15 protein-coding genes are annotated in these 21,036 nt (G+C 53.9%); 4 read left to right on the top strand and 11 right to left on the bottom strand.

What is annotated here, in order from left to right; translation table 11 throughout:
• Nucleotides 1-7 precede the first annotated feature (7 nt).
• From AACH44_RS20475 to AACH44_RS20490, 4 genes are read right to left on the bottom strand one after another with little or no spacing between them, the layout of a single operon-like run.
• A complete protein-coding gene (locus AACH44_RS20475) occupies nt 8-1,330 on the bottom strand; it encodes a lysine N(6)-hydroxylase/L-ornithine N(5)-oxygenase family protein (RefSeq protein ID WP_261849360.1) in 1,323 nt (440 codons plus the stop codon).
• Complete coding sequence (iucC, locus tag AACH44_RS20480) at nt 1,327-3,072, bottom strand: aerobactin synthase IucC (RefSeq protein WP_261849361.1); 1,746 nt, start codon at nt 3,070-3,072, stop codon at nt 1,327-1,329. Before iucC ends, AACH44_RS20475 begins: the two co-directional genes overlap by 4 nt.
• Nucleotides 3,069-4,016 (bottom strand): GNAT family N-acetyltransferase, encoded by a 948-nt coding sequence (locus tag AACH44_RS20485; protein ID WP_261849388.1) that lies wholly within the window; start codon nt 4,014-4,016, stop codon nt 3,069-3,071. The genes iucC and AACH44_RS20485 overlap by 4 nt, the downstream gene beginning before the upstream one ends.
• Nucleotides 4,016-5,758, bottom strand: a complete 1,743-nt coding sequence (locus AACH44_RS20490; protein ID WP_261849362.1) for an IucA/IucC family protein — start codon at nt 5,756-5,758, stop codon at nt 4,016-4,018. The genes AACH44_RS20485 and AACH44_RS20490 overlap by 1 nt, the downstream gene beginning before the upstream one ends.
• Nucleotides 5,759-5,894: 136 nt before the next feature.
• On the opposite strand from AACH44_RS20490, the gene AACH44_RS20495 reads away from it, so the two are divergent.
• Complete coding sequence (locus AACH44_RS20495; RefSeq protein ID WP_261849363.1) at nt 5,895-7,097, top strand: MFS transporter; 1,203 nt, start codon at nt 5,895-5,897, stop codon at nt 7,095-7,097.
• 112 nt (nt 7,098-7,209) lie between these two features.
• Here AACH44_RS20495 and gorA read toward each other — a convergent pair whose 3' ends face one another.
• Nucleotides 7,210-8,562, bottom strand: a complete 1,353-nt coding sequence (gene gorA / locus AACH44_RS20500) for a glutathione-disulfide reductase (protein ID WP_116586321.1) — start codon at nt 8,560-8,562, stop codon at nt 7,210-7,212.
• 128 nt (nt 8,563-8,690) lie between these two features.
• Complete coding sequence (locus AACH44_RS20505; RefSeq protein WP_261849364.1) at nt 8,691-9,533, bottom strand: 23S rRNA (adenine(2030)-N(6))-methyltransferase RlmJ; 843 nt, start codon at nt 9,531-9,533, stop codon at nt 8,691-8,693.
• 252 nt (nt 9,534-9,785) lie between these two features.
• Here AACH44_RS20505 and AACH44_RS20510 point away from each other — a divergent pair, with 252 nt between their 5' ends.
• Entirely contained in the window at nt 9,786-10,490 is a 705-nt protein-coding gene (locus tag AACH44_RS20510) for a DUF1266 domain-containing protein (RefSeq protein WP_261849365.1), read from the top strand.
• Nucleotides 10,490-13,219: a J domain-containing protein gene (locus tag AACH44_RS20515; RefSeq protein WP_261849366.1), complete on the top strand. Its 2,730-nt coding sequence runs from the start codon at nt 10,490-10,492 to the stop codon at nt 13,217-13,219. The genes AACH44_RS20510 and AACH44_RS20515 overlap by 1 nt, the downstream gene beginning before the upstream one ends.
• Before the next feature lie 44 nt (nt 13,220-13,263).
• Here the strand turns inward: AACH44_RS20515 and AACH44_RS20520 are convergent, their stop codons facing one another.
• A complete protein-coding gene (locus AACH44_RS20520) occupies nt 13,264-14,955 on the bottom strand; it encodes a molecular chaperone HscC (RefSeq protein WP_261849367.1) in 1,692 nt (563 codons plus the stop codon).
• Nucleotides 14,956-15,172: 217 nt separating this feature from the next.
• On the opposite strand from AACH44_RS20520, the gene AACH44_RS20525 reads away from it, so the two are divergent.
• Nucleotides 15,173-15,466, top strand: a complete 294-nt coding sequence (locus AACH44_RS20525) for a DUF2623 domain-containing protein (protein ID WP_261849368.1) — start codon at nt 15,173-15,175, stop codon at nt 15,464-15,466.
• A 10-nt stretch (nt 15,467-15,476) separates the two neighbouring features.
• On the opposite strand, the gene AACH44_RS20530 is transcribed toward AACH44_RS20525, so the two are convergent.
• The 4 genes from AACH44_RS20530 to AACH44_RS20545 all read right to left on the bottom strand — a co-directional run bounded on the left by AACH44_RS20530 (nt 15,477) and on the right by AACH44_RS20545 (nt 20,731).
• Nucleotides 15,477-16,298 (bottom strand): energy transducer TonB family protein, encoded by an 822-nt coding sequence (locus tag AACH44_RS20530; protein WP_261849369.1) that lies wholly within the window; start codon nt 16,296-16,298, stop codon nt 15,477-15,479.
• A gap of 203 nt (nt 16,299-16,501) precedes the next feature.
• Nucleotides 16,502-17,491: a FecR domain-containing protein gene (locus AACH44_RS20535; RefSeq protein WP_261849370.1), complete on the bottom strand. Its 990-nt coding sequence runs from the start codon at nt 17,489-17,491 to the stop codon at nt 16,502-16,504.
• Entirely contained in the window at nt 17,488-18,000 is a 513-nt protein-coding gene (locus AACH44_RS20540) for a sigma-70 family RNA polymerase sigma factor (RefSeq protein WP_261849371.1), read from the bottom strand. Before AACH44_RS20540 ends, AACH44_RS20535 begins: the two co-directional genes overlap by 4 nt.
• A gap of 181 nt (nt 18,001-18,181) precedes the next feature.
• On the bottom strand, nt 18,182-20,731 hold the full coding sequence (locus AACH44_RS20545; RefSeq protein ID WP_261849372.1) for a TonB-dependent receptor: 2,550 nt from the start codon (nt 20,729-20,731) through the stop codon (nt 18,182-18,184).
• Nucleotides 20,732-21,036 lie beyond the last annotated feature (305 nt).

The following is a 21,036-nucleotide window of genomic DNA, read 5'->3' on the forward strand; positions in this document are numbered from 1 at the left end:
GATGAGATTAGTATTCAGTCGTTTTTACAGGGGATAGCGATTTTCTGGCGTCGCCTTTTTCCTCACTACGCCAGTGGATAACACCCGGCGTGGTCGCCAGTTCAAAAGGTTCATCGGGGTGAGCGCAATTGAGGATACGTGCCGCACGCCAAGCCATCAGGCTCATCTGAGGTTCTGCAATCCCGAGACTGTGCATTCCAGCATTCACAGCAAAAAGACGGTTAGTCGCAGGGCCATCCCATGCCAGTGTGAAATCGGTATTCACTTTAAACGCTTCGTCTTCATCCATATGCAAACGGTGCGCCAGCGGTGCCAAAAATGCAGGATGAGCAGCCCGATATCCCGTGGCAAAAATAACGATATCGGTATCCAGCGCCTCTTCCCCTTCATCAAGATGATGATGCAACGTCAAACGCTGGCCACTTTCACCAAGCGTGATATACGTGACTGAACGGGAAGGAAAAAGATGCGCCCACGGTGTCTCGCACAGGACTTCAAAACGGTGATACATCGCACGGTAGATGGCTAACAGTGACTCCGTAGTAATGCCGTCAGAGGTCATTTTCTGCTCGGCCAGCATCTGATGGCGCGCATTTTCATCAAGAGTAGAAAAACTCTCCAGATACTCCGGCGTAAAATATTCATTGGCGAATGCCGCTTCATCCAAGGCATTGAAATTATTCCGCCGCGAAACCCAGTTCAGCGCCGCTGGCTGACCCCATTCACCACGGAAAATATTCAGGAACAGGTCAGCCCCACTTTGTCCTCCCCCTACAATCGTGACGCGCTTACCTTGTAATGAAGGTGTACGTTGCATCATTTCACTGGCATGAAAACAATGCTCATTCTGTTCACGCACACAATCCGGCAGATTGATCTGTTTACCAATCCCCAAGCAAACATGCCGCGCACGATAGCGGTCACGTGACGTGCTGACCTCAAATAACCCCGCGTTATCGTCATAGACCACCTGCTCGACGCGTTGGTTAAAGGACAAATTACTTAACGCGCCCGCCGCCCAACATAAATAGTCAGCAAACTCTTCACGCGAGACTGTGCGCTGTTCCGTGGTTAAAAAGCGGTAGAATTTTTTACGCTGCACTAAGTAGTTGATAAAACTGTATCGACTCGTTGGGTCAACCGCGCTGACCAGATCTTTCAAAAAACTGGTCTGCATGTAGCAGTCCGGCACCATCATGCCGGGATGCCAGGAAAAGTGCGGTTTATGCTCAAGAAACAGGGTGCTAAAACCCTCCAGGCCTTCTGCAAGCGCAGCAATACTCAGATTAAACGGGCCAATACCAATGCCGATGAAATCATACGTTTTCATTCTGCGGACTCCGTGGTAACGAAATAGAGCGGGTTATCAAGGTCGGTTAAGTAATTCGGCAGCATACGGCTGCCGCCGTCATGCTCAGAGAAGGTGAGCTTCACTGGGTTAAGAACAACGCGGATAATTTGCGGCTTAAACAGATCGAAAAGAGCAAAACGCTCAGCCATCTCAGGGTGCTGTGCCATGTAGCGTTGCAGGACATCAGCCAGAATCTGATAAAAACGCCATTCACTCACGCCACACTGGATTGTCAGACGTGAAATAAAACGCAGCACCGTCACAAAGTGACCCGTTTGTAAGTCATGGATCAGGTAATCAGCACTCAGACGGGCCGTCACCGCTTTCACGGACTCCGGCAGCGATGCCATTTCAGGGAAATCCCGATCGACTAAACGCATATCTCCCTGAAAATCTTTGAGGAAGATGCGCTGCGGTACTGCATCCTTCATCACCAACGTGACATTTTGACCATGAGCGATCAGCGCCACGCCGTAACGACACATCAGGTGGTAAAACGGAATGATGACGACGGAAAACAGTTTCTCAAGCCAAGCCGTAGCCCCGATCCCTGAACGACGGATCCAGGCATCAATCAAGGGGCGGCCGTGATTATCTGTCTCCATCAGCGCCGCCATGAGTATCGCCTGCTCCCCTTCCTGAAGATAACGAGACGGGTTTTCACGCCAGATAACACCGAACATTTCCTGATAGCGATAAGGGGCTTGTGGCAGCGCGGCGTAGCCGGAATGAGAAAGGTAGCCAGCCGCTGGCTCACCCAAAATTTGCGCCCCCGATTTTCGCAAGGTGGCATCTTGCGCAAACTGTTGCTGTAACCAGCGTGACGCCAACGGCCCCGCCGCGATGTATTTGCCGGGAATACCGCGGTAACAAGACGTGTTATAGATCGTAAGCGGGAGTTTGATATCAAACGGCGAACAACGGCTCACATTCGTGAGCGTGCGTAACGATTGCTGGGCCAGATATTCATCACCAAACTCGCCCAGTTCAACGATGTCGCCGCACGCCAACTGTGGCAGGAAATGCAACGCAATTTTTTGTTGCCATTGCCACGGATGCAAAGGAACAGGCAGCCACTGATCATCCAGTTGCTGCGTCTGCCAGCATTCGGCGAAGCGTTCACGCTCCTGACCATCCAAGGCACTGGCAAGCAACGTGTGGATGTCACCGTCTTCATCGTTGCACCACACCAGACATTCACGACGCACAGCCACCCAATACAGCCGGAAACGCCCACGATATTCCGGTGCATACCGCCGTAATGCGTCCAGCCCCCAGCCACGACGCCCTTTGTTAAAGATAAACTTTGGATGACCAGACAATAGGCATTGCAACTCATCGGGATCGAGCGAGATCAGTGCATCAGCATCCATACTTTGACGTGCCGTTAGCAGCTGTAAATCACCGCGCAGCGTCGCATAGAGGTCTTCAAGATGTTCCGCCGTTTGTGCATCGCTCATCTTCAGTACCTGAGCCAACTGGCGCAGCACGATTTCGGCGTCAACAGCGTGACCACAATGATGCTGCAAGGTATTCACATCAATGTGCAGCCATCCCCATATGCCTCGTCTGGCAGAAAAATGCCACCGTTCATCCCCGAGTAACATGGACCAACTCCCCGCGTCGGTCTCATGCGCTTCCAGCACGCGTTCATACTCCAGCTCCGCGAGAATTTTAGCCACCATCTCACGATTAACGCGTTCCCATCGCGCGCGGCTCATAACCCAACCTCCCTGAAGAAACGATCGCGTGAACTCATCACCAAACGCGAGCGTTTATGAGGAAAATCAAACTCTTTAAGGGTTTCAAAGCCAGCCACAGGCAAATGGCGGAACAGCCGCTGGTTATCAAACCGGGGTTCCGCAACCAGACGGGTAGTACGTGGTTCATCCAACCAGAGGTAATGACTGAGCCCACGGAGCCAACTACGGATATAAGGTGCTCCACGCCATGACTCTTCGCCGACCAGCATATGCATACCGCGGTCAAAGGGTTGCCAGCGATAGTGCCGTCCGATACGGTCTTCCGCCGCCCAATAAATTTCAAAATAACCGAAAGGCTGATCGTCAAAGCAGCCGATAAGTGGATAGCAATAGGAGGAATCCAGTTGGCGACGCAGGTAATTCTCCTGCTCCTCACGCGGGCCCGCCATTTCCCAGAACGCATTCACGCGGGGGGTGTTCATCCACTGAGTAAACCGCTCCACATCCTCGTGCAGATCGACCAGACGGAAACTCAGCACCCGCTTAAGTTGTGCATCATAGCGGCGATAGACCTCACCGTGGGGACGTGGCGGACGCACCGGAAAGTAGAGTTGGCGCGTATCATCAAATTGCATATCGCAACGGGAAGCAGGCCGTTCACCACTCATCCATAATGGCAATTGCCAGAATGTCTCACGTGACAGATAGTCACTTTGTACCTGCGCAAAAAGCGCCTGTGCCTGTGGTTCATCGCACCAACGCGCCCAGGGTAGCGTAATACCCGTTAACTGAGGGGCCGCAACAAATAGCTGATCTAACGCTTCAACCAGCCAGCCCGATGGCAAGTTCTCAAGGCGATCTAACACCGCGCTGCCATCCAGTCCCAATGTTAACGGCAGGACAATATCTTGCTGCGTACAACCAAACCCATAACCGTCATGAACAATACTCGCGTGCGGCATCACGCCTTCTCCTTGTAAAACGGGTTACTGAAATCGAAGTAAATCACTGATGGATCTGCAATCGTGTTTTCGTTGTGGTCGTGCAAATAGCAGAAAAAGTTGCCTTTACAGTTCCAGTTGGGGTTATCGAGGACATAATCGAGGCAACGCGTCTGCTTCACTTGCGCGCGCAGTTGTGCCAGCGCGTCGCGAACCAGCGCCATCAGGTTTTCTTCACGCTCGAATCCCGCAGCCCCGAGCGCGGCTGTCACGGCTAACGTGGAGTTCACCAGCAGGTAATAAGGGAAATAGCGCAACAGTTGCGTATCACTAAAACGGTTCTCCGCCTCCTGTTCACCACTTTCTGCTAACCAGTCCGCAGCACCTTCGGTAAAACCGCTGCCTTGGCAGTCGCGATAGATCAACCCAACGGGCAAATCTTCGTGCATTTCCACCAGAATATTTTGCTGATGCGCGAGCAGAACCAGCCCCTCATCAGCCTCAAGACAGAACAATGGCAAGAGCACATGATCACAATAGGCCTGAACCCAACATCTGGCGGCCTGCGCCACAGTCAGTTCTAGACGCTGGCTTAAACGACGTACCGCCGCCGCCAACAGACTGTCTCCACCATCGGGCGCGGCCTGAGTCAGGCTAACCAGTACATTGGTCTGCGTCTGAGGCGTGGAGAAAAGCAGATTGACCCGCAACGCCATCAGGCTCTCTTCCTGAATCTGACCATCATCGTCACGCAGCCCAATCCAGCCATCTTCCTGCATCACTCGCATTGTGGGATGGCGCATTTGCAACGCCTGCCAGCGTGGCGTTTGTGCCAAAGCCGCCAGACGCATACCCCGTTTCACTTCTTTCACGGAAAGCGTGCGCACAGAGTTTGTCAGGCGCACGCTCAATGAAAATTTGATCATGTCGCTATTACTCTCGCTATACAGAGAGCGAGAGGAGCTGGTAGGCAGCCAGCGAGCCCCAGCTTCACCCAAATCGTCAATCGCACCACGTTCGATCAATGTCTGATACCAATTCTGTGTTAGCAGGTAATCGGCTTGCCACGGGTGCATCGGCACTAACCAGCGGGTATCCGTAAAATGCTTCAGCAACTCAGGGGCGCTCTGGGCGGCAAAATGCAACAGCCTTTCTCTTACGCTATTTTTGAGGCTTTCCCCCGCAATAAAGGCGGGGTCTACCGCAAGCCAGCGCAGAGGAAAGCGCGGAGCAAAATCAGGCAGATAGCGCCGGGCTTCCGCATGATTAAACGGCTCATGTGATTTCGGTGCCGGATGAAAAGCATGTCCGACAAGCAGCGCCTGCTCCGCATCCGCAAAGTTCAGCGGCCGTCTACGTAAATCCGCCCAGTCATGGCGAACACCGATCGCTTGCCAGGTATGTGAATGGCTCTCTTTGACTCGCTCGGCAAAACGCGCGACGACGCCATCACTTAAATTACGCTTCACTATTGGCTTCGATAGAACCAGTTCAACCACGCGAGAAAACGCAATGCTCGTTTCCTGATCGCTATAGGCATCAATCAAGTGGGCTGGGAAAATGTACTGATGATGTTGAGTCGGGGAGAAATAACGCAGTGTCAGCCGGATAGCTTGGGACTGACTCACTGGAAGGTGAATACACGCGGGTTCAGTCGGCGATCGCCCCGAAATAAGCCGCCAGTCATGGGTTTCTCGTAATAGTGCATTTAAAAAACACTGCGCGGCGACGTCTGTACCAATAGTGTTGGACAGAGTTTTCATGGAAATATTTCACCTTATAGATGAGAATAGTTATCGTTATATTATTCATTATCTTTACCATGGCAACTTTTTTAGCGATATTAATTATAATAATTCACAAAGACCTTACACTTTATAACGTAACTATTTCTTAAGTATGTATGACTCTCTCAAGAAGACGCAGTATGAAAATGCACCGAAGCCCATCTGGCCACTGGCATTGTGTGCTGGTTTATTGGGCTTAGGACAAAATGGATTATTGGTTGTGCTGCCACAGTTAGTCGCGATGACCGGATTGTCGCTCTCGGTTTGGGCAGGACTGCTGATGTTTGGTTCGATACTGTTTCTACCGAGCTCCCCGTGGTGGGGAAGACAGGCGGAAATACAAGGCTGTAAACGCGTGGTGCTCTCAGCGCTTATCGGGTGTCTTGTCAGCTTTTGCCTTATGGCATTCGTCGTTTGGGGAATGGCGGAAGAGCGAGTGGGGACTGACTGGGGCGTCATTGGACTGATTGCTTCCCGCATGATCTATGGTTTGAGCGTGTCCGGCTTAGTCCCCGCGGCACAAACCTGGGCTATGCAACGTGCAGGGATGGAGAAGCGTATGGCTGCTCTGGCGACCATCAGTTCAGGGCTAAGCTGTGGGCGTTTGCTGGGGCCGCCGATTGCCGCCCTCTCGCTAGGAGTGAGCCCTCAAGCTCCGCTCTGGTTGATGGTGTTTGCGCCACTCGTGGCGCTCATGTTGATGGTACGACAACCCAACGACCCACCAATGCCGCCAATCCCCAGCCAATCGGCTCACTTACGCATCGGCATGTTGCCATTTTTACTGTTGGCGCTGCTTCTTGCGGCAAGTATCAGCATGATGCAACTTGGGTTAGCTCCTCACTTAACGCCACTGTATCCAGATGCGGTCAACCAGGTCAGCCATCACATCGCGCTGCTATTGAGTACCGCCGCGGCGAGCACGCTGCTCGCGCAATTTCTTCTTGTCCGCCCTCAGCGTCTTAGTCCAATGCCGCTATTGTGTCTGGCAGCACTGTTGATGGTCACCGGGTTGCTCATGATGACCATCTCTACGCTGGTGGCATTATATTGCGGGATCGCGCTTGCCTCGTTTGGTTCAGCGATGGCGACTCCGGGCTACCAATTGCTGCTTAACGACCACCTGACCACCGGCAAAGGCGCAGGGATGATCGCAACCAGCCATACACTGGGATATGGTCTCAGCGCCCTGCTTGTCCCACTGGTCGCCGCACACTATGGCGAACAAGCGTTGATTAGCACGGCACTACTCTTATCGCTGTGTTTTTTATCTTGCTGCGGCTGGCTTTTCTATCATCACCAAACCAAAAGATGATGTCGGGAGGACAAACGTGCGCGCACGCCTATCACGAATAATCAAAAGCCAGAATGCGATCACGCATTCTGGCTCTGGGTGTCATGAGTAAAGCCGTGAACGTGGTGCAGTATCACCGCATCGTCACAAACTCTTCCGACGCAGTCGGGTGGATAGCGACGGTGTTGTCGAAGTCTTTCTTGGTTGCGCCCATTTTGACAGCAACGGCGAAACCTTGCAGCATTTCGTCCATACCAAAACCGATGCCGTGGATGCCGACGATTTTTTCTTCTTTGCCCACGCAGACCAGCTTCATGCGGCACGGCTGGCGGTGCTGCGTCACGGCGGTGTACATCGCCGTGAAGGCAGATTTATACACTTTCACCTGATCGTCGCCGTACTGTTCACGCGCCTGCGGCTCGGTCAGCCCGACCGTGCCAATCGGCGGGTGGCTGAAGACGACGGTCGGGATGTTGCTGTAATCCAGATGCTCGTCCGGCTTGTTGTTAAACAGACGTTCGGACAGACGACGCCCCGCCGCGACAGCGACTGGCGTTAGCTCAACAGCGCCAGTGTTATCGCCCACCGCGTAAATGCCAGAAACGTTGGTATTCTGGAATTTATCGACGTTGATGTAGCCCTTGTCGTTCAGTTCCACACCGGTGACGCTCAGGTTCAGGTTATCCGTCGCCGGTTCACGGCCAATCGCCCAAATCAGGCAATCAACGGTTTGTGATTGACCGTTTTCCAGCTCCAGCGTCAGGCTGCCATCGGCATTCTTCACAATCGCTGTCGGGATCGACTCGGTATGCAACGTCGGCCCTTCGGTGTTCATCACTTCCACCAGCGTATCGACAATCAGCGGATCAAAGCTGCGCAGCGGTGCGTGTTTACGCACAAACAGGTGGGTTTCAGAGCCCAACCCATTCAGCACCCCAGCAATCTCCACCGCGATATAACCAGCACCGACAATCGCGGTGCGCTTCGGCAGCGCATCCAACTCAAAGAAACCGTCGGAATCAATGCCGTATTCCGCACCGGGAATGTCAGGGTGAACCGGACGACCGCCCGTCGCAATCAGGATATGGTCAGCCGTAATTTTCTCGCCGTTCACTTCCACCGTGTGCGCATCGACAAAGCGGGCAAAACCGTGGATAACATCGACCTTATTCTTACCCAGCACGTTGTCGTACGACTGGTGAATGCGATCGATGTAGGCGCTACGGTTCTTAACCAGCGTGCCCCAGTTAAACTGGTTTACCGTGGTATCGAACCCGTAATCCGGCCCATACTGATGGATCGCTTCGGCAATCTGCGCCGCATGCCACATCACTTTCTTCGGCACACAGCCGACATTGACGCAGGTGCCACCCAGATATTTCGCTTCGATCAACGCACATTTTTGTCCATACATCGCTGCGCGGTTGATAGACGCAATACCGCCGCTGCCGCCACCAATAGCAAGGTAGTCATAGTGTTTGGTCATCAGTGTATCCATGCTTAAGTGAATAAAATTTGCCTAGAGTGTAACGCCAGAGCCATATGCCGAATACAGGTTATGCCTATGGTTGCGATAGGAAAAACCGACCGCATCGCTCAGCGCAACCGCGCGTATTACTCCGGTACGATTTGTTCCACCAGCGTATGCCCGGTGCCTTCCGGTACCAGCACGCTATGCAGCCACGGCAGCACACTCTTCATCTGCGCCGCCAGCTTCCACGGTGGGTTAATCACAATCATGCCAGACGCCGTCATGCCGTAGCGATCGCTGTCCGGCAACACCGCCAGTTCAATTTGCAGAATGTTGCGAATGCCCGTGGCTTCCAGTTCTTTCAGCATGCGTTTGATGTGCTGACGCAACACCACCGGATACCACAGCGCAAATACGCCTGTGCCAAAGCGTTTATGTCCTTCCTGAATGCCTTTCACCACAGCCTGATAGTCCGTTTTCAGCTCATACGGCGGGTCGATCAGAATGAAACCACGACGGGAAAGCGGCGGAAGCTGTGATTTTAACTGCTGATAACCATCGTCACGCAGCACTTTGGTACGCGCATCTTTCTGAAATTCATTGCGCAGCAGCGGAAAATCGCTGGGGTGCAGTTCGGTCAGGTGGAGCTTGTCCTGTTCACGCAGCAGCTGGCGGGCAATCAGCGGGGAGCCGGGGTAATAGCGCAGCCGCTCATTGTGGTTATAGGTGTGCACGGCCTGCATGTAGGGTTCGAGTTCAGCCGGAATGTCGTCACGCTGCCAGATTTTCGCAATACCATCCAGATATTCGCCTGTACGCTCGGCGTGTTCGCCGCTGAGCTGATAGCGGCCAGCACCCGCATGGGTATCCAGATACAGGAAAGGTTTTTCTTTCTCCTTCAGGGCAGTGATGATCAGGCTCTGAACGGTGTGTTTCAGCACGTCGGCGTGATTGCCGGCATGGAAACTGTGGCGGTAACTTAGCATGCTTGCTTTCCGGTGAAGTTTTCATAAATAACGTCGATTAACCGACAGTATAACCGTCTGCGGCGGAAAATATCCCCTCAATACCGAAACAACGCCTCACCCTGCGAGCCGCCCCGCAAACCAGCCATTTTTATCGCCTTAAATCAGTAAATTGCGCAATATAGATGTTTTTTATTCGATTGAAAGCTACCGATATTCAGGTACATAAAGTACGATCGCAGGCTAACCATGATGGAATGAGACGTTATTCTGATGGAACCTGAATATCAGCGCTGGCTGATGGCGCTTTCCGCCCCGATGGTCGCACTCAATATCAAGTACGGCGCCCGCTTCTGCGATCCGACCTTTTATGAGCCCGGTGAAACTATCAGTCTGAGCAACAGTTGGGGTATTACCTCCCGCGAGGGGCTGATCTCAATGATTAACAATATGACAGACGGCGGCCACGCCGAGCGTCTGGCGTATGACTATCACCTTTGGCACCACCTGACGGCATCCGAATGGCAGCAACATTGTGCCAATCAATCGGAAGAAGCACAGGGTAAGCTCGCACTAGTAGCCGAAACGGCAGCATTATGCGGTGAAGGCGGGATACGCGCCTGGGATCTGGGGCGCATGAGTTTCCTGAGCCGCGTCGGCTTACTCAACGGCTGGATTAGCGAGAAAGAGAACCTGTGGATTCACACTCGGCTGGCCGACAGAGCGCGTTACTATTATCGCAGTTGGGAAAATTATTACGCCGCGTTCCTGATCGGCCGCACCTACTGGCTCGGCTCGGATGAGGAAGATCCAGAATGCCAGCGCTACATTTTCAGCAACTGTAGCCAGATTCCTGACTACATTGACCAGATCGGCACGCTCTATACCCATCCAGACTGCCCAATTCATGACCTCGACTGGGATGTTGATCCGATAGAAATGGATAAGCCCGAGTCCTTACCAGAAGCGGAAATATAATGGACACACTGTGCTGGCAGCGACTAGGCATTGAACCGACTCAGGATCTGGATGTTATCCGCCAAGCTTATCGTCAAAAAGTGCCGCAGTTTCACCCGGAAATCGATCCCGAGGGCTTTAAACAACTGCGCGAGGCGTACGATACCGCCTGTAAGCTGGCGAAAAATCCCGTACTGTTGGATGAAGAAGAGCAGACCCCTGCCGAATCACAAAATGCCTCCTCGGCAACCGAGAGTGACTCCACCGAGCAGGCCGATCCCCAGATAGAAGTGCTGGTTAACACGTTTGAGTTGCTGTTAAACAATCCAGAAGAGCGCTTCGTTCCACTGTATTGGGAACGCTACATTCAGTTGTTGAATCAGCAGGCTTTTGAGGTGATCGATCGCATTCGCTGGCTGCTGCTTCAGCGACTGATGCGCGAGTCTTGCATCTCAATCCTCTGTGTTCGCGTGCTGGCCGAACGCCTGCGCTGGCAGCAGCGGCAAGGGGAGCTGTCCGGCGACGGGGTGGAAGATGTCCGCCACTTCCTCGACTCGCTCGGCTATGAGGATCTGTTTGATTTTTCCCTGCTATCGCACCTAAACCTGCCCGCACAGTTGGAAACCATCTTCTATTTTCAACAGGCGAATGGGACGTACTGGAATCGACCCGCATTGATGTTGAGTACGTTGCTGCGCACCCCGACCGCGATTTATTGGCCTGACAGCCCAGTGCTGATGCAAAAGCTCGCGCGCTGGCACAGCCACGCCGGTGTGCCCAACGCCATTCTGCGCGATTACTGTCTGCAACAGTTGGATGCGACCCCGAACGACGCGGAATGGCTCGAACTCAGCGCCAGCCTCTGTTCGCTTACCAGAGAGAACGAGCAGGCCTTCACGCTGTGGCTGACGCTTTATCAACAAACCCATCATGCGCAGGCGGAACAATGGCTTATCGACTGGTGTAAACAGCACCAGCCGAATGCCCTTCCCTTACTGATTCAGTCGTTCAACGCGACGCCAGCGCCAGATCTGACAGGGTTAGCGCTGGACGATCCACGCCAGCAGTTCTTCATTTCGCAGCACAACACGCAAATGATGATTCGCTGGGGAGAAGCGCTGAAACTGCCGCTGTCGCCCATGGCAGCAATCTACGCTCGTTGGAAGCTGGGAAAACAGGAGCTGAAGGACATCTATCAGCACCTGTTGCTACACAGCGGGGACGCAATACAGGATCGCCTGTATTGGCATGCCAGCATGTTAACCGTGGGGAATGAGCGCCTGTTGCAGGATATTCTGGCGCAGCCGTTGCCCGAGGAACCGCTGTATGCGTTGATCTTACAGGGATTGCAGTTTCAGGCGGCACAGCGCTTATCCTGGCTAGACACCTCCGGTGCGATTCACGCCTTCACGGAATGGCTGTATTCGCCGTCAGAAGATGCGTTGCCCAACGTGTTCACTAACCAGAAATCGTCCGCCTGGCTACAAGCGAAAACCTGGCTGCGACAATGGCGTCCGCTGTCGCTAAATCAGCTTAATAAGCTGTATAGCAGCGGCATACACACGGAAGAAATCGATCCGATCAATGATTGTCTGGTCGAGCTGTCTGCACGCTACCAGTGCGATGTGTCTCTGGTGCCGCAAGGAGTGGAGAAACCGCAGGATCTCAGCGCTAAAGCGGAACTGAGACAGGCTATTCTGATCGCATTAATGATGACCGATCCAGAATCTTGCCTAGGTTTACCGCGTCAGTCAGTGCTGCCCGAGCTGGCCTTAACCCACCCTGCGCATTCACTCTCTCGGCTTTTTCGCAAGGCAGAATGCCGTGATGGCGATGCGATTACGCCGTTGAAAAAACAGCTCGATCTCACCGATCCTTTGCACTATCACTGCTGGATGAACTTCCCCGTCGCTATCGAGGAATATCTCAGTAGTGGGGAGATTTACAGCGAGTCCGCGGCCAGCCATTTTTATCTTACCGATAAGCACTGGCAGGCGGAGCTGGCGAAATCCCCCATCATCTACCAGATCTTTTTTCACGCGTTTTATGCCCTTATGGGAGAGGAAGGACAGGCCGAGAAACACCTTGAGCAGCTTGCAACTATTCCCGTAGAAACGGAGCAGGAAGAGGCGATCCGTACCGCCTTTACCGAAGGGTCGGACGAACTGGAGAAACAGCTAAAACAGCTCTCCGACGACAAACGGGTCACGCTCATCGGCAAGCTGATTCAGAGCAGTGCGAAGGATGACACGTCCTTATTCGATAACAGCGATCAGGAATTTCTAACCGAGCATCTGTCCTATCCGCACGAAGACGTTACGCTGAGATTGGTGTCGAAAGTGCTGTTGCAATGTGCCGATCGGCGCGAACGTCAGTTCCAGGCATCACAGGCTAAAAAGAGCTATTGGTGGCAACTTTGGCGCACGAACGCTCGCATCGGCCGTCTCGGTTTTCTGATGCAGGCCGGGTTGGGAAGCTATTTTCTCTATCGCGCAAGTGACTGGATCGGGTCGCCACCGGCATCTATTGAAGGGCTACTGATGGTGATCATCGTGCTCAATCTGCTGAGTGCAACGCGTCGACGCTATAACGATATCGGTTCCAGTACGCCGTGGGTGATGAGTTTCCTCACCCTACTCATACCGCTATTTCTGCTGCTCCCCTTGCTGACGCCGAGCCTTAACCGCTGGAACCAATTCGGGCCGCCGCCGACCGGCAAGAAAACCGAAACGGACACCATGCCTACCTGACGGCAGCGAATCGGGCGGCACTGCAATTGCACGCCGCCCAAACATCACCGAGATGCCTCATCCAGATACCGCTCAATACGCTGCCGCGCTTCGTCAATTGCCGGTGCATCTTGCCCTGCCAGCGCCTGTTCAAAATCCCGTAGCCAGAAACCGATCTGCTCCCGTTCTTCCAAACGCGTCTGCGCCCAGGCTTTTTCCAGCCGCGCCAGCAGGTTGCGGTTCATCAGATTGTCTCTGGGGTGAATTTTCAGCGCTTGCAGTTTCTGATGGCTTTTCTGCTGTTGATCGGCGCTCAGTCCCGTCGGGCTGCGATCGATCACTTTCGTAAAATTATCGCCGCTGTCCGGTAGGTTGACATCCACTTCCAGCAGCCCGTTGATGTCATAGCTGAAACGCACCTCAATGGATTGCTTATACGATTTCGCTTTTATCGGCATGGTGAATTCATCGATAAATACGTTGTTATCAACGTAAGGGCTTTCCCCCTGATAGATCGCGATGCAGATGTTATCCTGCCCAGGTGAACCCGTGGAAAACGTCTCGACCCGCGAGGTCGGCACCACCGTATTGCGCTCCAATATCGGGGAAAACAGGCCGTTTTGCTTATCGTTGGCGGTCTTAATCCCGAGGGTGTACGGGCAAACGTCCGTCAGAATCACTTCTTCGATATCCTGCTCACGTAACCGACAGGCGGCCTGCACCGCCGCACCCTTGGCAACAACGGTATCCGCATCCAGATGCTGATACGGTAATTTGCCAAACAGCCTGACCACCAACTTCTGGATAATCGACATCTTTGATGCTCCGCCGACCAGTACCACGTGGTCTAACTGTTCCGGTTTCAGGCGAGCATCGTGCAGCGCTTGTTCTATCGGCGCGCGAATGCGGTTCATCAACGGCAGCCAGGCCGCTTCGATTTCTTCATTATCCAGCACGATGCGCCAGTCTTCTTCGCGCCAGTGCCATACCAGTTCATTCGATTGAGAAGGAAAACCGGGCTGACATTTCAGCGTTTCGGCATGGCTGTAGAGGCGCGCCAGATCCGTCGCGGGAATCGCTGTATCCTCAAGCTTCCACGCTTTCAGACAAGTTTTCACCATCGCCTGCGTGAAATCCTCTCCCCCCAGATAGTTGTCGCCTGCCGAGCTATGCACTTCGATCAGCGGAAACGCATATTCCAACACGCTGACGTCAAAAGTGCCGCCGCCTAAATCAAAGACCAGCGTACGCCCCAGCTCCTGTGTGTGTAAGCCGTAGGCCATCGAGGCTGCGGTGGGTTCATTGATTAAGCGAACCGCATTCAACTCAGCCAGTTCCGCTGCAAAACGCGTCTGCTTACGCTGTTCATCGCTGAAATAGGCTGGCACGGAGATCACCACGTCCTTGATGGAGTGCCCAAGGTAACTTTCCGCATCGGCTTTGAGTGATTTCAACACCATGGCCGACAGTTCAGCGGGAGAGAACGTTTTATCCCCGAGCCTGAAGGTTTTCTTGCTCCCCATGTAGCGCTTAAACAGCGACGCCGACACCTGCGGATGCGTCGTCAAACGAGATATCGCGGGTTTACCAACCAGAATACTGCCGTCTTCATCAATACTGATGGCGGAGGGAGTGAAGTTGTCATTCAGCGCATTCGGTATCAGGCGTGCCTCGCCATTTTGCCAAACGCTAATCAGGCTGTTCGTCGTGCCCAGATCGATACCAATCGCCAGAGAAGCGTCTTGCGGGTGCGTCATGCTGTTATTCCTTATTAACCATTCCGTACTATCTATTCTCCGAGTGCCCATCAGGCGCAGATCAATAGCCCGTTCGGCGAGCAGGGCAATAGTATATACATCTTGCTCAGGAAAAGACCGCGCACGACGGATTCAGGAATATTTTTCAACAGATCTGGTGAGTGATAAACAAGCGTTATATTATTTACTATATAGCGATCATTTACGGAGCATTATCATGGGAAACCATTTTGAGCGGGGCGTCCTCGCGGGGTTGAGATCCGCCAATCCAAAATCTACCAACGACATTAATCCCTACTGCTACGACTATCGGCGCGGCTATATCTGTGGCTATGCTCACAATCTGGCGGAAACCAAAGGCGACCGCCAGCAGGCGGCCTTCGAGGCAGGATTGTTGTCACGCCGCTACGGGCTGGAGCGGGAGCGAGTCGCGGAGTTCTTTACCGAACAAGGCAACCCTTACGCGATTCGGTTTTTTTATGCGGGCTATGACGCGCAAACGCCGCGTTAGTGGATACCCGCTAGCGGCGCACTTCCCGTAAATCGAAGCTAATGGGGATCGTGATGGTGAGCTGCGCGTTATCCCCAATCACCTCTGCTGGTGGAGCCGGAAGCGGCTGCGCACGCTGCGGCAAAGCGACAGACTCCTTATCCAGCGGCACCTCACCACTGCTGCTGGCTAACGAGACGGCCAACACATTTCCGGTTCGATCCAACGTCACGCGAATCTGGGCGACACCCTGCAATCGCTGCCGCACCGCCTGCGCCGGATAACGTTTATAGCGGCTCAGGTGCGCCAGCAGTTGGCTGCTCCAGTCCGCAACCCCTTTGCGCATCTGCGCGGCATCGCTGTTATATGGCGCAGCGACTTGCTGGCTGCTGCCCGGCAGCGGCGCGCTGGTGACGGGGGCGGGCGGTTTTTCCGATGGCGCCACTTCTTCCTGTGGCGTCGTCTCCTGCACCGGTTTTTCCATTTTTTTCTGCACTTTTTTCTGCGGCTGCGGCTTTTCCTTTTGCGCTGCCGCCATCACTGGATTCGGCGCGGGCGCAAGCAACGGCACGTCCTGCGTCATTTCTTCCGGTTGAGCCGCCGCTTCTTGCGGTGTGGACAGCGTCTGCTGCGGGCCAACAGGCGCATCCTGAGGACTAGGCGTCGATTGCACGCTATCCGCCACCATTAACATCATGGCGGGCGGCGGCGCTTCAATGGAGGAATCAAGCGCATGGTAGCTAACCCAGACAATCAGCCCTGCGTGTAGCGCCAATGCCAGCAGCCAGCCGCTCCCCCAACGAACCGTCGTTGCGGGCTGAACCGTATTGTATTTCAGCGTCTGTGCAGCCATTAGCCTACCGCCCCTCGCCATGGAGACAGGGGCATAATTCCCAATGAATGGGGTTCCGAGGAGATCATCATGCGTTCTTCATCACATCGTTAGGTATAAAACAATCAACCGAGATAATAGTAGGTCGTTCAGCTACGGGGATCGGGCAGAAAAAAAGTGAAAACAGCATAAAAAGTAATGTTATTGAATTTTGACAGGATATTTTATCGCGCAGCAATCTGAACCCAGTAGCGAGAGAAATAACGTACCTGTACAGGAAGCGCTTCCACCAGCGCGGCTAAAATATTGTCGGTATCCGACAGCGGGAAGACGCCAGAAAACCGCAGGCTCTCAACCTCTGGCTGACAGCGAATCACGCCGCTGCGATAGCGGCTTAGTTCATCAACAAAATCCACCAGACGCTGATTATCCGCCAGCAGTTGTCCTTTCACCCAGGCAGGCTCAGCCTTCGCCGTCGCTATCTGCCCGCAGCGCTGCGTGGTGAACGTCACCATCTGCCCGCTTTTTATCACTTGTCCATTCAGCCCGTTCTGCCGCGGATGAAGCCTTACCGCACCGTCATACACCGCCACTCGCGTGTGTTCATCCTGCACTCGCAGGCTGAAGCGCGTACCCAGCGCCTGTACTTTTCCCTGCGCCGTCGTCACAACGAAAGGACGCGGATACAACGCGGTCTTCTCCGCCTGACCGGTTTCGATCATAACTTCACCACGAATCAGTGTGATCTGGCGTAGATCGTCACCGTAGGCCACATTCAGCGCCGTCTGCGTATTCAGCAGCAGCGTTGTGCCATCATCCAATACCGCATGGCGCTGTTCGCCCACCTGCGTCTGGTAATCCGCCGTCAACGACTGCCACAGGTCGGTGCGCGATCCGGCCACGCCAGCGCCCCCGGTCAGGCAGAGTATCGCCAGCGCTTTGAGTACGCTGCGGCGCTGCATACCGTTAAGCGTCGACAGGCTTTGGTGTGCTGCCCGCGCGTTAAGCTGACCCAGATTGGCACACACGGATTCAATATGCTGCCACGCCTGTTCGTTATCCGGCGAGGCTTCCCGCCAACGCTGCCACTCGCGACGATCCTGTTCCGTAACACTGTCCGACATCAGTTGCGTCAACCACGCCACCGCTTCACGCGCGCAGTCTGGCTGAATCGGCTGACCCTGCCCGTCACGATAAAAAGTGCGATCGTTCATAGCGGTAGTGCAAAGAAACACTGGAGGTTGGCGCGTTGCAGATACTGTTTCACCGAACTGCTGGAAACATGCAAGCGTTCGGCGATATCGCTGTAGCGCATGCCGTGGAGGTGCGCCAGCAGAAACGCTTCTCTGACCGGTGCTGGCAGGCCATCCAATGCGGCATCAAGCTGTTCAAGAATTTCGAGGGTAAGCAGACGCGTTTCTGGAGATGGCATACAGGCATCCGGCTGCGTGCTCAAGACATCCAGATAGGCATCTTCAATCTTTTTACGACGATAATGATTGGCGACCAAACGGCGGGCCACCGTAGCCAGAAACGGGCGCGGCTGGCGAATCGTGAGCAATTCCGGGTTCATCAACACGCTAAGGAACGTATCTTGTGCCAAGTCTTCCGCATGCTGGGCGCAGTCCAGTTTATGGCGCAGCCAGTTACACAGCCAGCGGTGGTGATCGAAATAGAGCTGTTGGGCAAAGTCATTAACGCTGGCCGTCGCTTTCCTCACCATCGAACTTTACCCCAGAGCGCCATTTAAAAAATAAGAATGATAATCGTTCTTATTTATGTTTTTTCCCTCTGACTGTCAAGTTCCTAAACGAAAATTATTCAAATTTGCTGAATTTGCATTACGCCCATGCAACATTCCCTCGCTAACGGGGCGGCAAGAATATCCGCCCCGAGCACTGCTATCAGAAACGCTGTAACACGCTGATTTTTAAGTTACGTCCTACGCCGGACACCGATTCGCCCAGATACGGGTAATAATCGGTATTCAGCAGGTTATCGACCGTCACACGCGCCTCAAATCCTTTTATCGTCTGCGGCTGCCAGCTTGCGAAGAGACCATGCAGCACGTACCCTTTCGTCTTCGGTAACGCCCAGCCAGAAGCCAGCGGGTCACCATCAGCAGGTGAGCGATCCTGCTTGCGCACGAAATCACCCGTCCAGCCTACCGCCATATCCAGACTCGGAATTTTGGTGCCCAGCGTGGCATGTGCGGTTGTTGGTGGGATGTCAGCAATCCAGGTTTTATTGCCCCACGGGTTACGCGGTGATGCATCGCGTTCACCGCGAATGGAAGAGAAGGACAGGCTACCAAACAGCCTGCGGCTATCGTAGAAGGACTCAATCTCGACCCCTTCAATGGTATAGCCCGGCATATTACGGTAAACCGACAACGGCCCGGCACAGGATGAATTGCTGCCTGTCTGGGAAGACGCTTCGCAATACACACCGGTACGTTTGAAAATTTCGTTTTTACCGCGGTTACGGAACAGCGTGGTACGGATTTGCAGGCTGTCCTCTTCCAGCATCAGATTATTGAAGTCCAGAATCGCCCCCAGGCGGATACCTTTAACGCTTTCCACTTGCAGATTACGGCTGCTTCCTGGCACACCCGAGGTCGCGGATTGTACTTCATACTGTTCATCGATGACGGGCGCACGCCAGGTTCGGCTGGCATCAGCAAACAGCGAGAGATTATCCGTCGCTTTCCATAAAGCACCGATTCGCGGCGACCAACCGGTGTAGGTCATGCTGTTGTAATCATGCCCAGCAGCAGGATTACTACTGTTATAACGAGGAGCTATGTTGGATCGCCCAGTATTGGTTACATGGTCATAGCGTACGCCCGGCGTGATCGTTACGCTGCCCAGCGTCACCGCATCCTGTAGATAGACACTACGCGTTTCCTGATCGCCCGCCGGCATGTAGTAAGGCTGGAAATAGCCATAGTTATACTCGGCGCTGTTCTTGCCGGACGGATAGTAAATCAGCGTGTCACGCTTATGCTGGTGCCAGCGCATCCCCACCAGCAGCTTATGGTCGAATGGACCCGTCGTGAACTGGCTTTCATTACTGACTTCCGCGAGCTGATCTTTATAGCTTACCCAGCTTTCATTCCCCAGCGTGCCCAGATAGCTCCCTTGTGAAGCTGAATCAGGACGTCGGTCATGCTGTTCGGTTTTTGAGGTGGCGAATGACGCCGTCAGATTCAGCCACGGCTGATCCTCCGGCGCAAAGTTCCATTTCAGCGAGTAGTTTTTATCGACCTGATCGCGGTAAACCAGCTTACGCCGCCAGGCTTCTTCCCAACCGTAGAGATCAACATCACTTTGTGAAGGTGCGGTCATCTCGTCACGCTTCGCGGCAAACGGCTGCCAGCCGTCAGATTCAGAGCGCATCGCGGAGAGCGTCAGCGTCTGAGCATCCGTCAGGTAGATGTTGGTCTTCAGTAAGTACGACGCCATATCGCTGGTCGAGTAGGCAAAGCGCGTGCCGTCAGGACGTTCGATGTTGTCGCCATCGCGCTTGCTCATATAGAGCAGACCATCAGCCATCCCCTCTTCCGTACGGCCATACAGCGCGCCGCTGTAGATATTTTGCCGATCGTTGGTGTGATAACTGTATTTGACCATCCCGCCGAAATTTTCTCCCGGCAGCAACAGATCGCTGGCGTCTTTGGTATCAACGTGAATGGTGCCACCGAAGCCGCCGTTGCCACTGCGAATGTCATGCGGGCCTTTATCGACGTCGATACGCTTGATCAGCTCTGGTTCAATAAACACCGAGCCTTGGCGGTATTTCTCAAAACCTTTTGGCGCGCCGTCCAGCACGACTTTGACGTCTTCCATATCGCCCATGCCCCAAATATTCAGGCTCTGCCCACCCGGTCGGGGAGAACCCGCCATCGACACGCCGGGGAGTTTATCGAGCAGGCTGGCAATGTTGTCGGCCTGTACGCGGTCGACATCAGCTTGACGCAACACGGAACGTCCGGCGGCGGCGCTATCCGATGTACCGCCAACCACCGAGAGCGTCGGGATTATCAGGCTACCGTCGCTTCCCTCAGCGGCAAGCGTGGATTCCAACCGGTAGCCCGTGGCCGTCTGAACCACACTGAGCCCCGTTCCTGCCAGCGCGGCCGCAAAAGCCTCCTGAATGGTGTAGGTTCCCTGCACGCTCCCGCTGGTTTTATTCTGTGTTTGATCGGGAGAAAACGTGAGAATGACATTGGCGTGGCTGGCGACAGCCTGTAACGTGGTTCCTAGCGATCCCGCCGGAATGGAAAACGTCATTCTTGGTGCCGCGACAGCAGCAGCACTTTCCGCCGCCAGCACCGATCCGGTCGCTCCAGCGCTCAAGATCAACACGCCAGACAGTGCCAGATGCACTGCCCGCGCCACCGTCAAGGCGGGTTTATGCGCGATGCGCCCGCCATTATGATTATTTATCGCCATTGTCATTCCCCTGAAATATTGAAAAAAAAGACACATCAGGTAGGTCACGCGAAAAACAAAATCGGGCAGAAAAATAGCAAAAATTTTCAGGAAAACGCATTTAGCACAACGTTAACGATGACGTTCAGGTAACGCATGGCGCATATTTATGGTGGTAAAACGCACCTTTGGTCACGAGCGCGACTCCCTCCGCCATTGATTTTCATGGTACTTGACCTCATCTTAGTGATGAATCCGCAATAGATATCCGCCTTGCCGGTTTCTCTTCAACAGATTCCACTTACCGGCAACGAGATCACCCACAC

It is taken from the genome of Pectobacterium araliae, assembly GCF_037076465.1.
GTDB lineage: Bacteria > Pseudomonadota > Gammaproteobacteria > Enterobacterales > Enterobacteriaceae > Pectobacterium > Pectobacterium araliae.

What these genes read in the sequence shown, in the direction of transcription:
- AACH44_RS20535 (WP_261849370.1), bottom strand. Translation starts at nt 17,491, where the DNA reads ATGAACGATCGCACTTTTTATCGTGACGGGCAGGGTCAGCCGATTCAG.
- AACH44_RS20515 (WP_261849366.1), top strand. Translation starts at nt 10,490, where the DNA reads ATGGACACACTGTGCTGGCAGCGACTAGGCATTGAACCGACTCAGGAT.
- AACH44_RS20505 (WP_261849364.1), bottom strand. Translation starts at nt 9,533, where the DNA reads ATGCTAAGTTACCGCCACAGTTTCCATGCCGGCAATCACGCCGACGTG.
- AACH44_RS20490 (WP_261849362.1), bottom strand. Translation starts at nt 5,758, where the DNA reads ATGAAAACTCTGTCCAACACTATTGGTACAGACGTCGCCGCGCAGTGT.
- gorA (WP_116586321.1), bottom strand. Translation starts at nt 8,562, where the DNA reads ATGACCAAACACTATGACTACCTTGCTATTGGTGGCGGCAGCGGCGGT.
- AACH44_RS20530 (WP_261849369.1), bottom strand. Translation starts at nt 16,298, where the DNA reads ATGGCTGCACAGACGCTGAAATACAATACGGTTCAGCCCGCAACGACG.
- AACH44_RS20540 (WP_261849371.1), bottom strand. Translation starts at nt 18,000, where the DNA reads ATGGTGAGGAAAGCGACGGCCAGCGTTAATGACTTTGCCCAACAGCTC.
- AACH44_RS20510 (WP_261849365.1), top strand. Translation starts at nt 9,786, where the DNA reads ATGGAACCTGAATATCAGCGCTGGCTGATGGCGCTTTCCGCCCCGATG.
- AACH44_RS20520 (WP_261849367.1), bottom strand. Translation starts at nt 14,955, where the DNA reads ATGACGCACCCGCAAGACGCTTCTCTGGCGATTGGTATCGATCTGGGC.
- iucC (WP_261849361.1), bottom strand. Translation starts at nt 3,072, where the DNA reads ATGAGCCGCGCGCGATGGGAACGCGTTAATCGTGAGATGGTGGCTAAA.
- AACH44_RS20545 (WP_261849372.1), bottom strand. Translation starts at nt 20,731, where the DNA reads ATGGCGATAAATAATCATAATGGCGGGCGCATCGCGCATAAACCCGCC.
- AACH44_RS20475 (WP_261849360.1), bottom strand. Translation starts at nt 1,330, where the DNA reads ATGAAAACGTATGATTTCATCGGCATTGGTATTGGCCCGTTTAATCTG.
- AACH44_RS20525 (WP_261849368.1), top strand. Translation starts at nt 15,173, where the DNA reads ATGGGAAACCATTTTGAGCGGGGCGTCCTCGCGGGGTTGAGATCCGCC.
- AACH44_RS20485 (WP_261849388.1), bottom strand. Translation starts at nt 4,016, where the DNA reads ATGCCGCACGCGAGTATTGTTCATGACGGTTATGGGTTTGGTTGTACG.
- AACH44_RS20495 (WP_261849363.1), top strand. Translation starts at nt 5,895, where the DNA reads ATGTATGACTCTCTCAAGAAGACGCAGTATGAAAATGCACCGAAGCCC.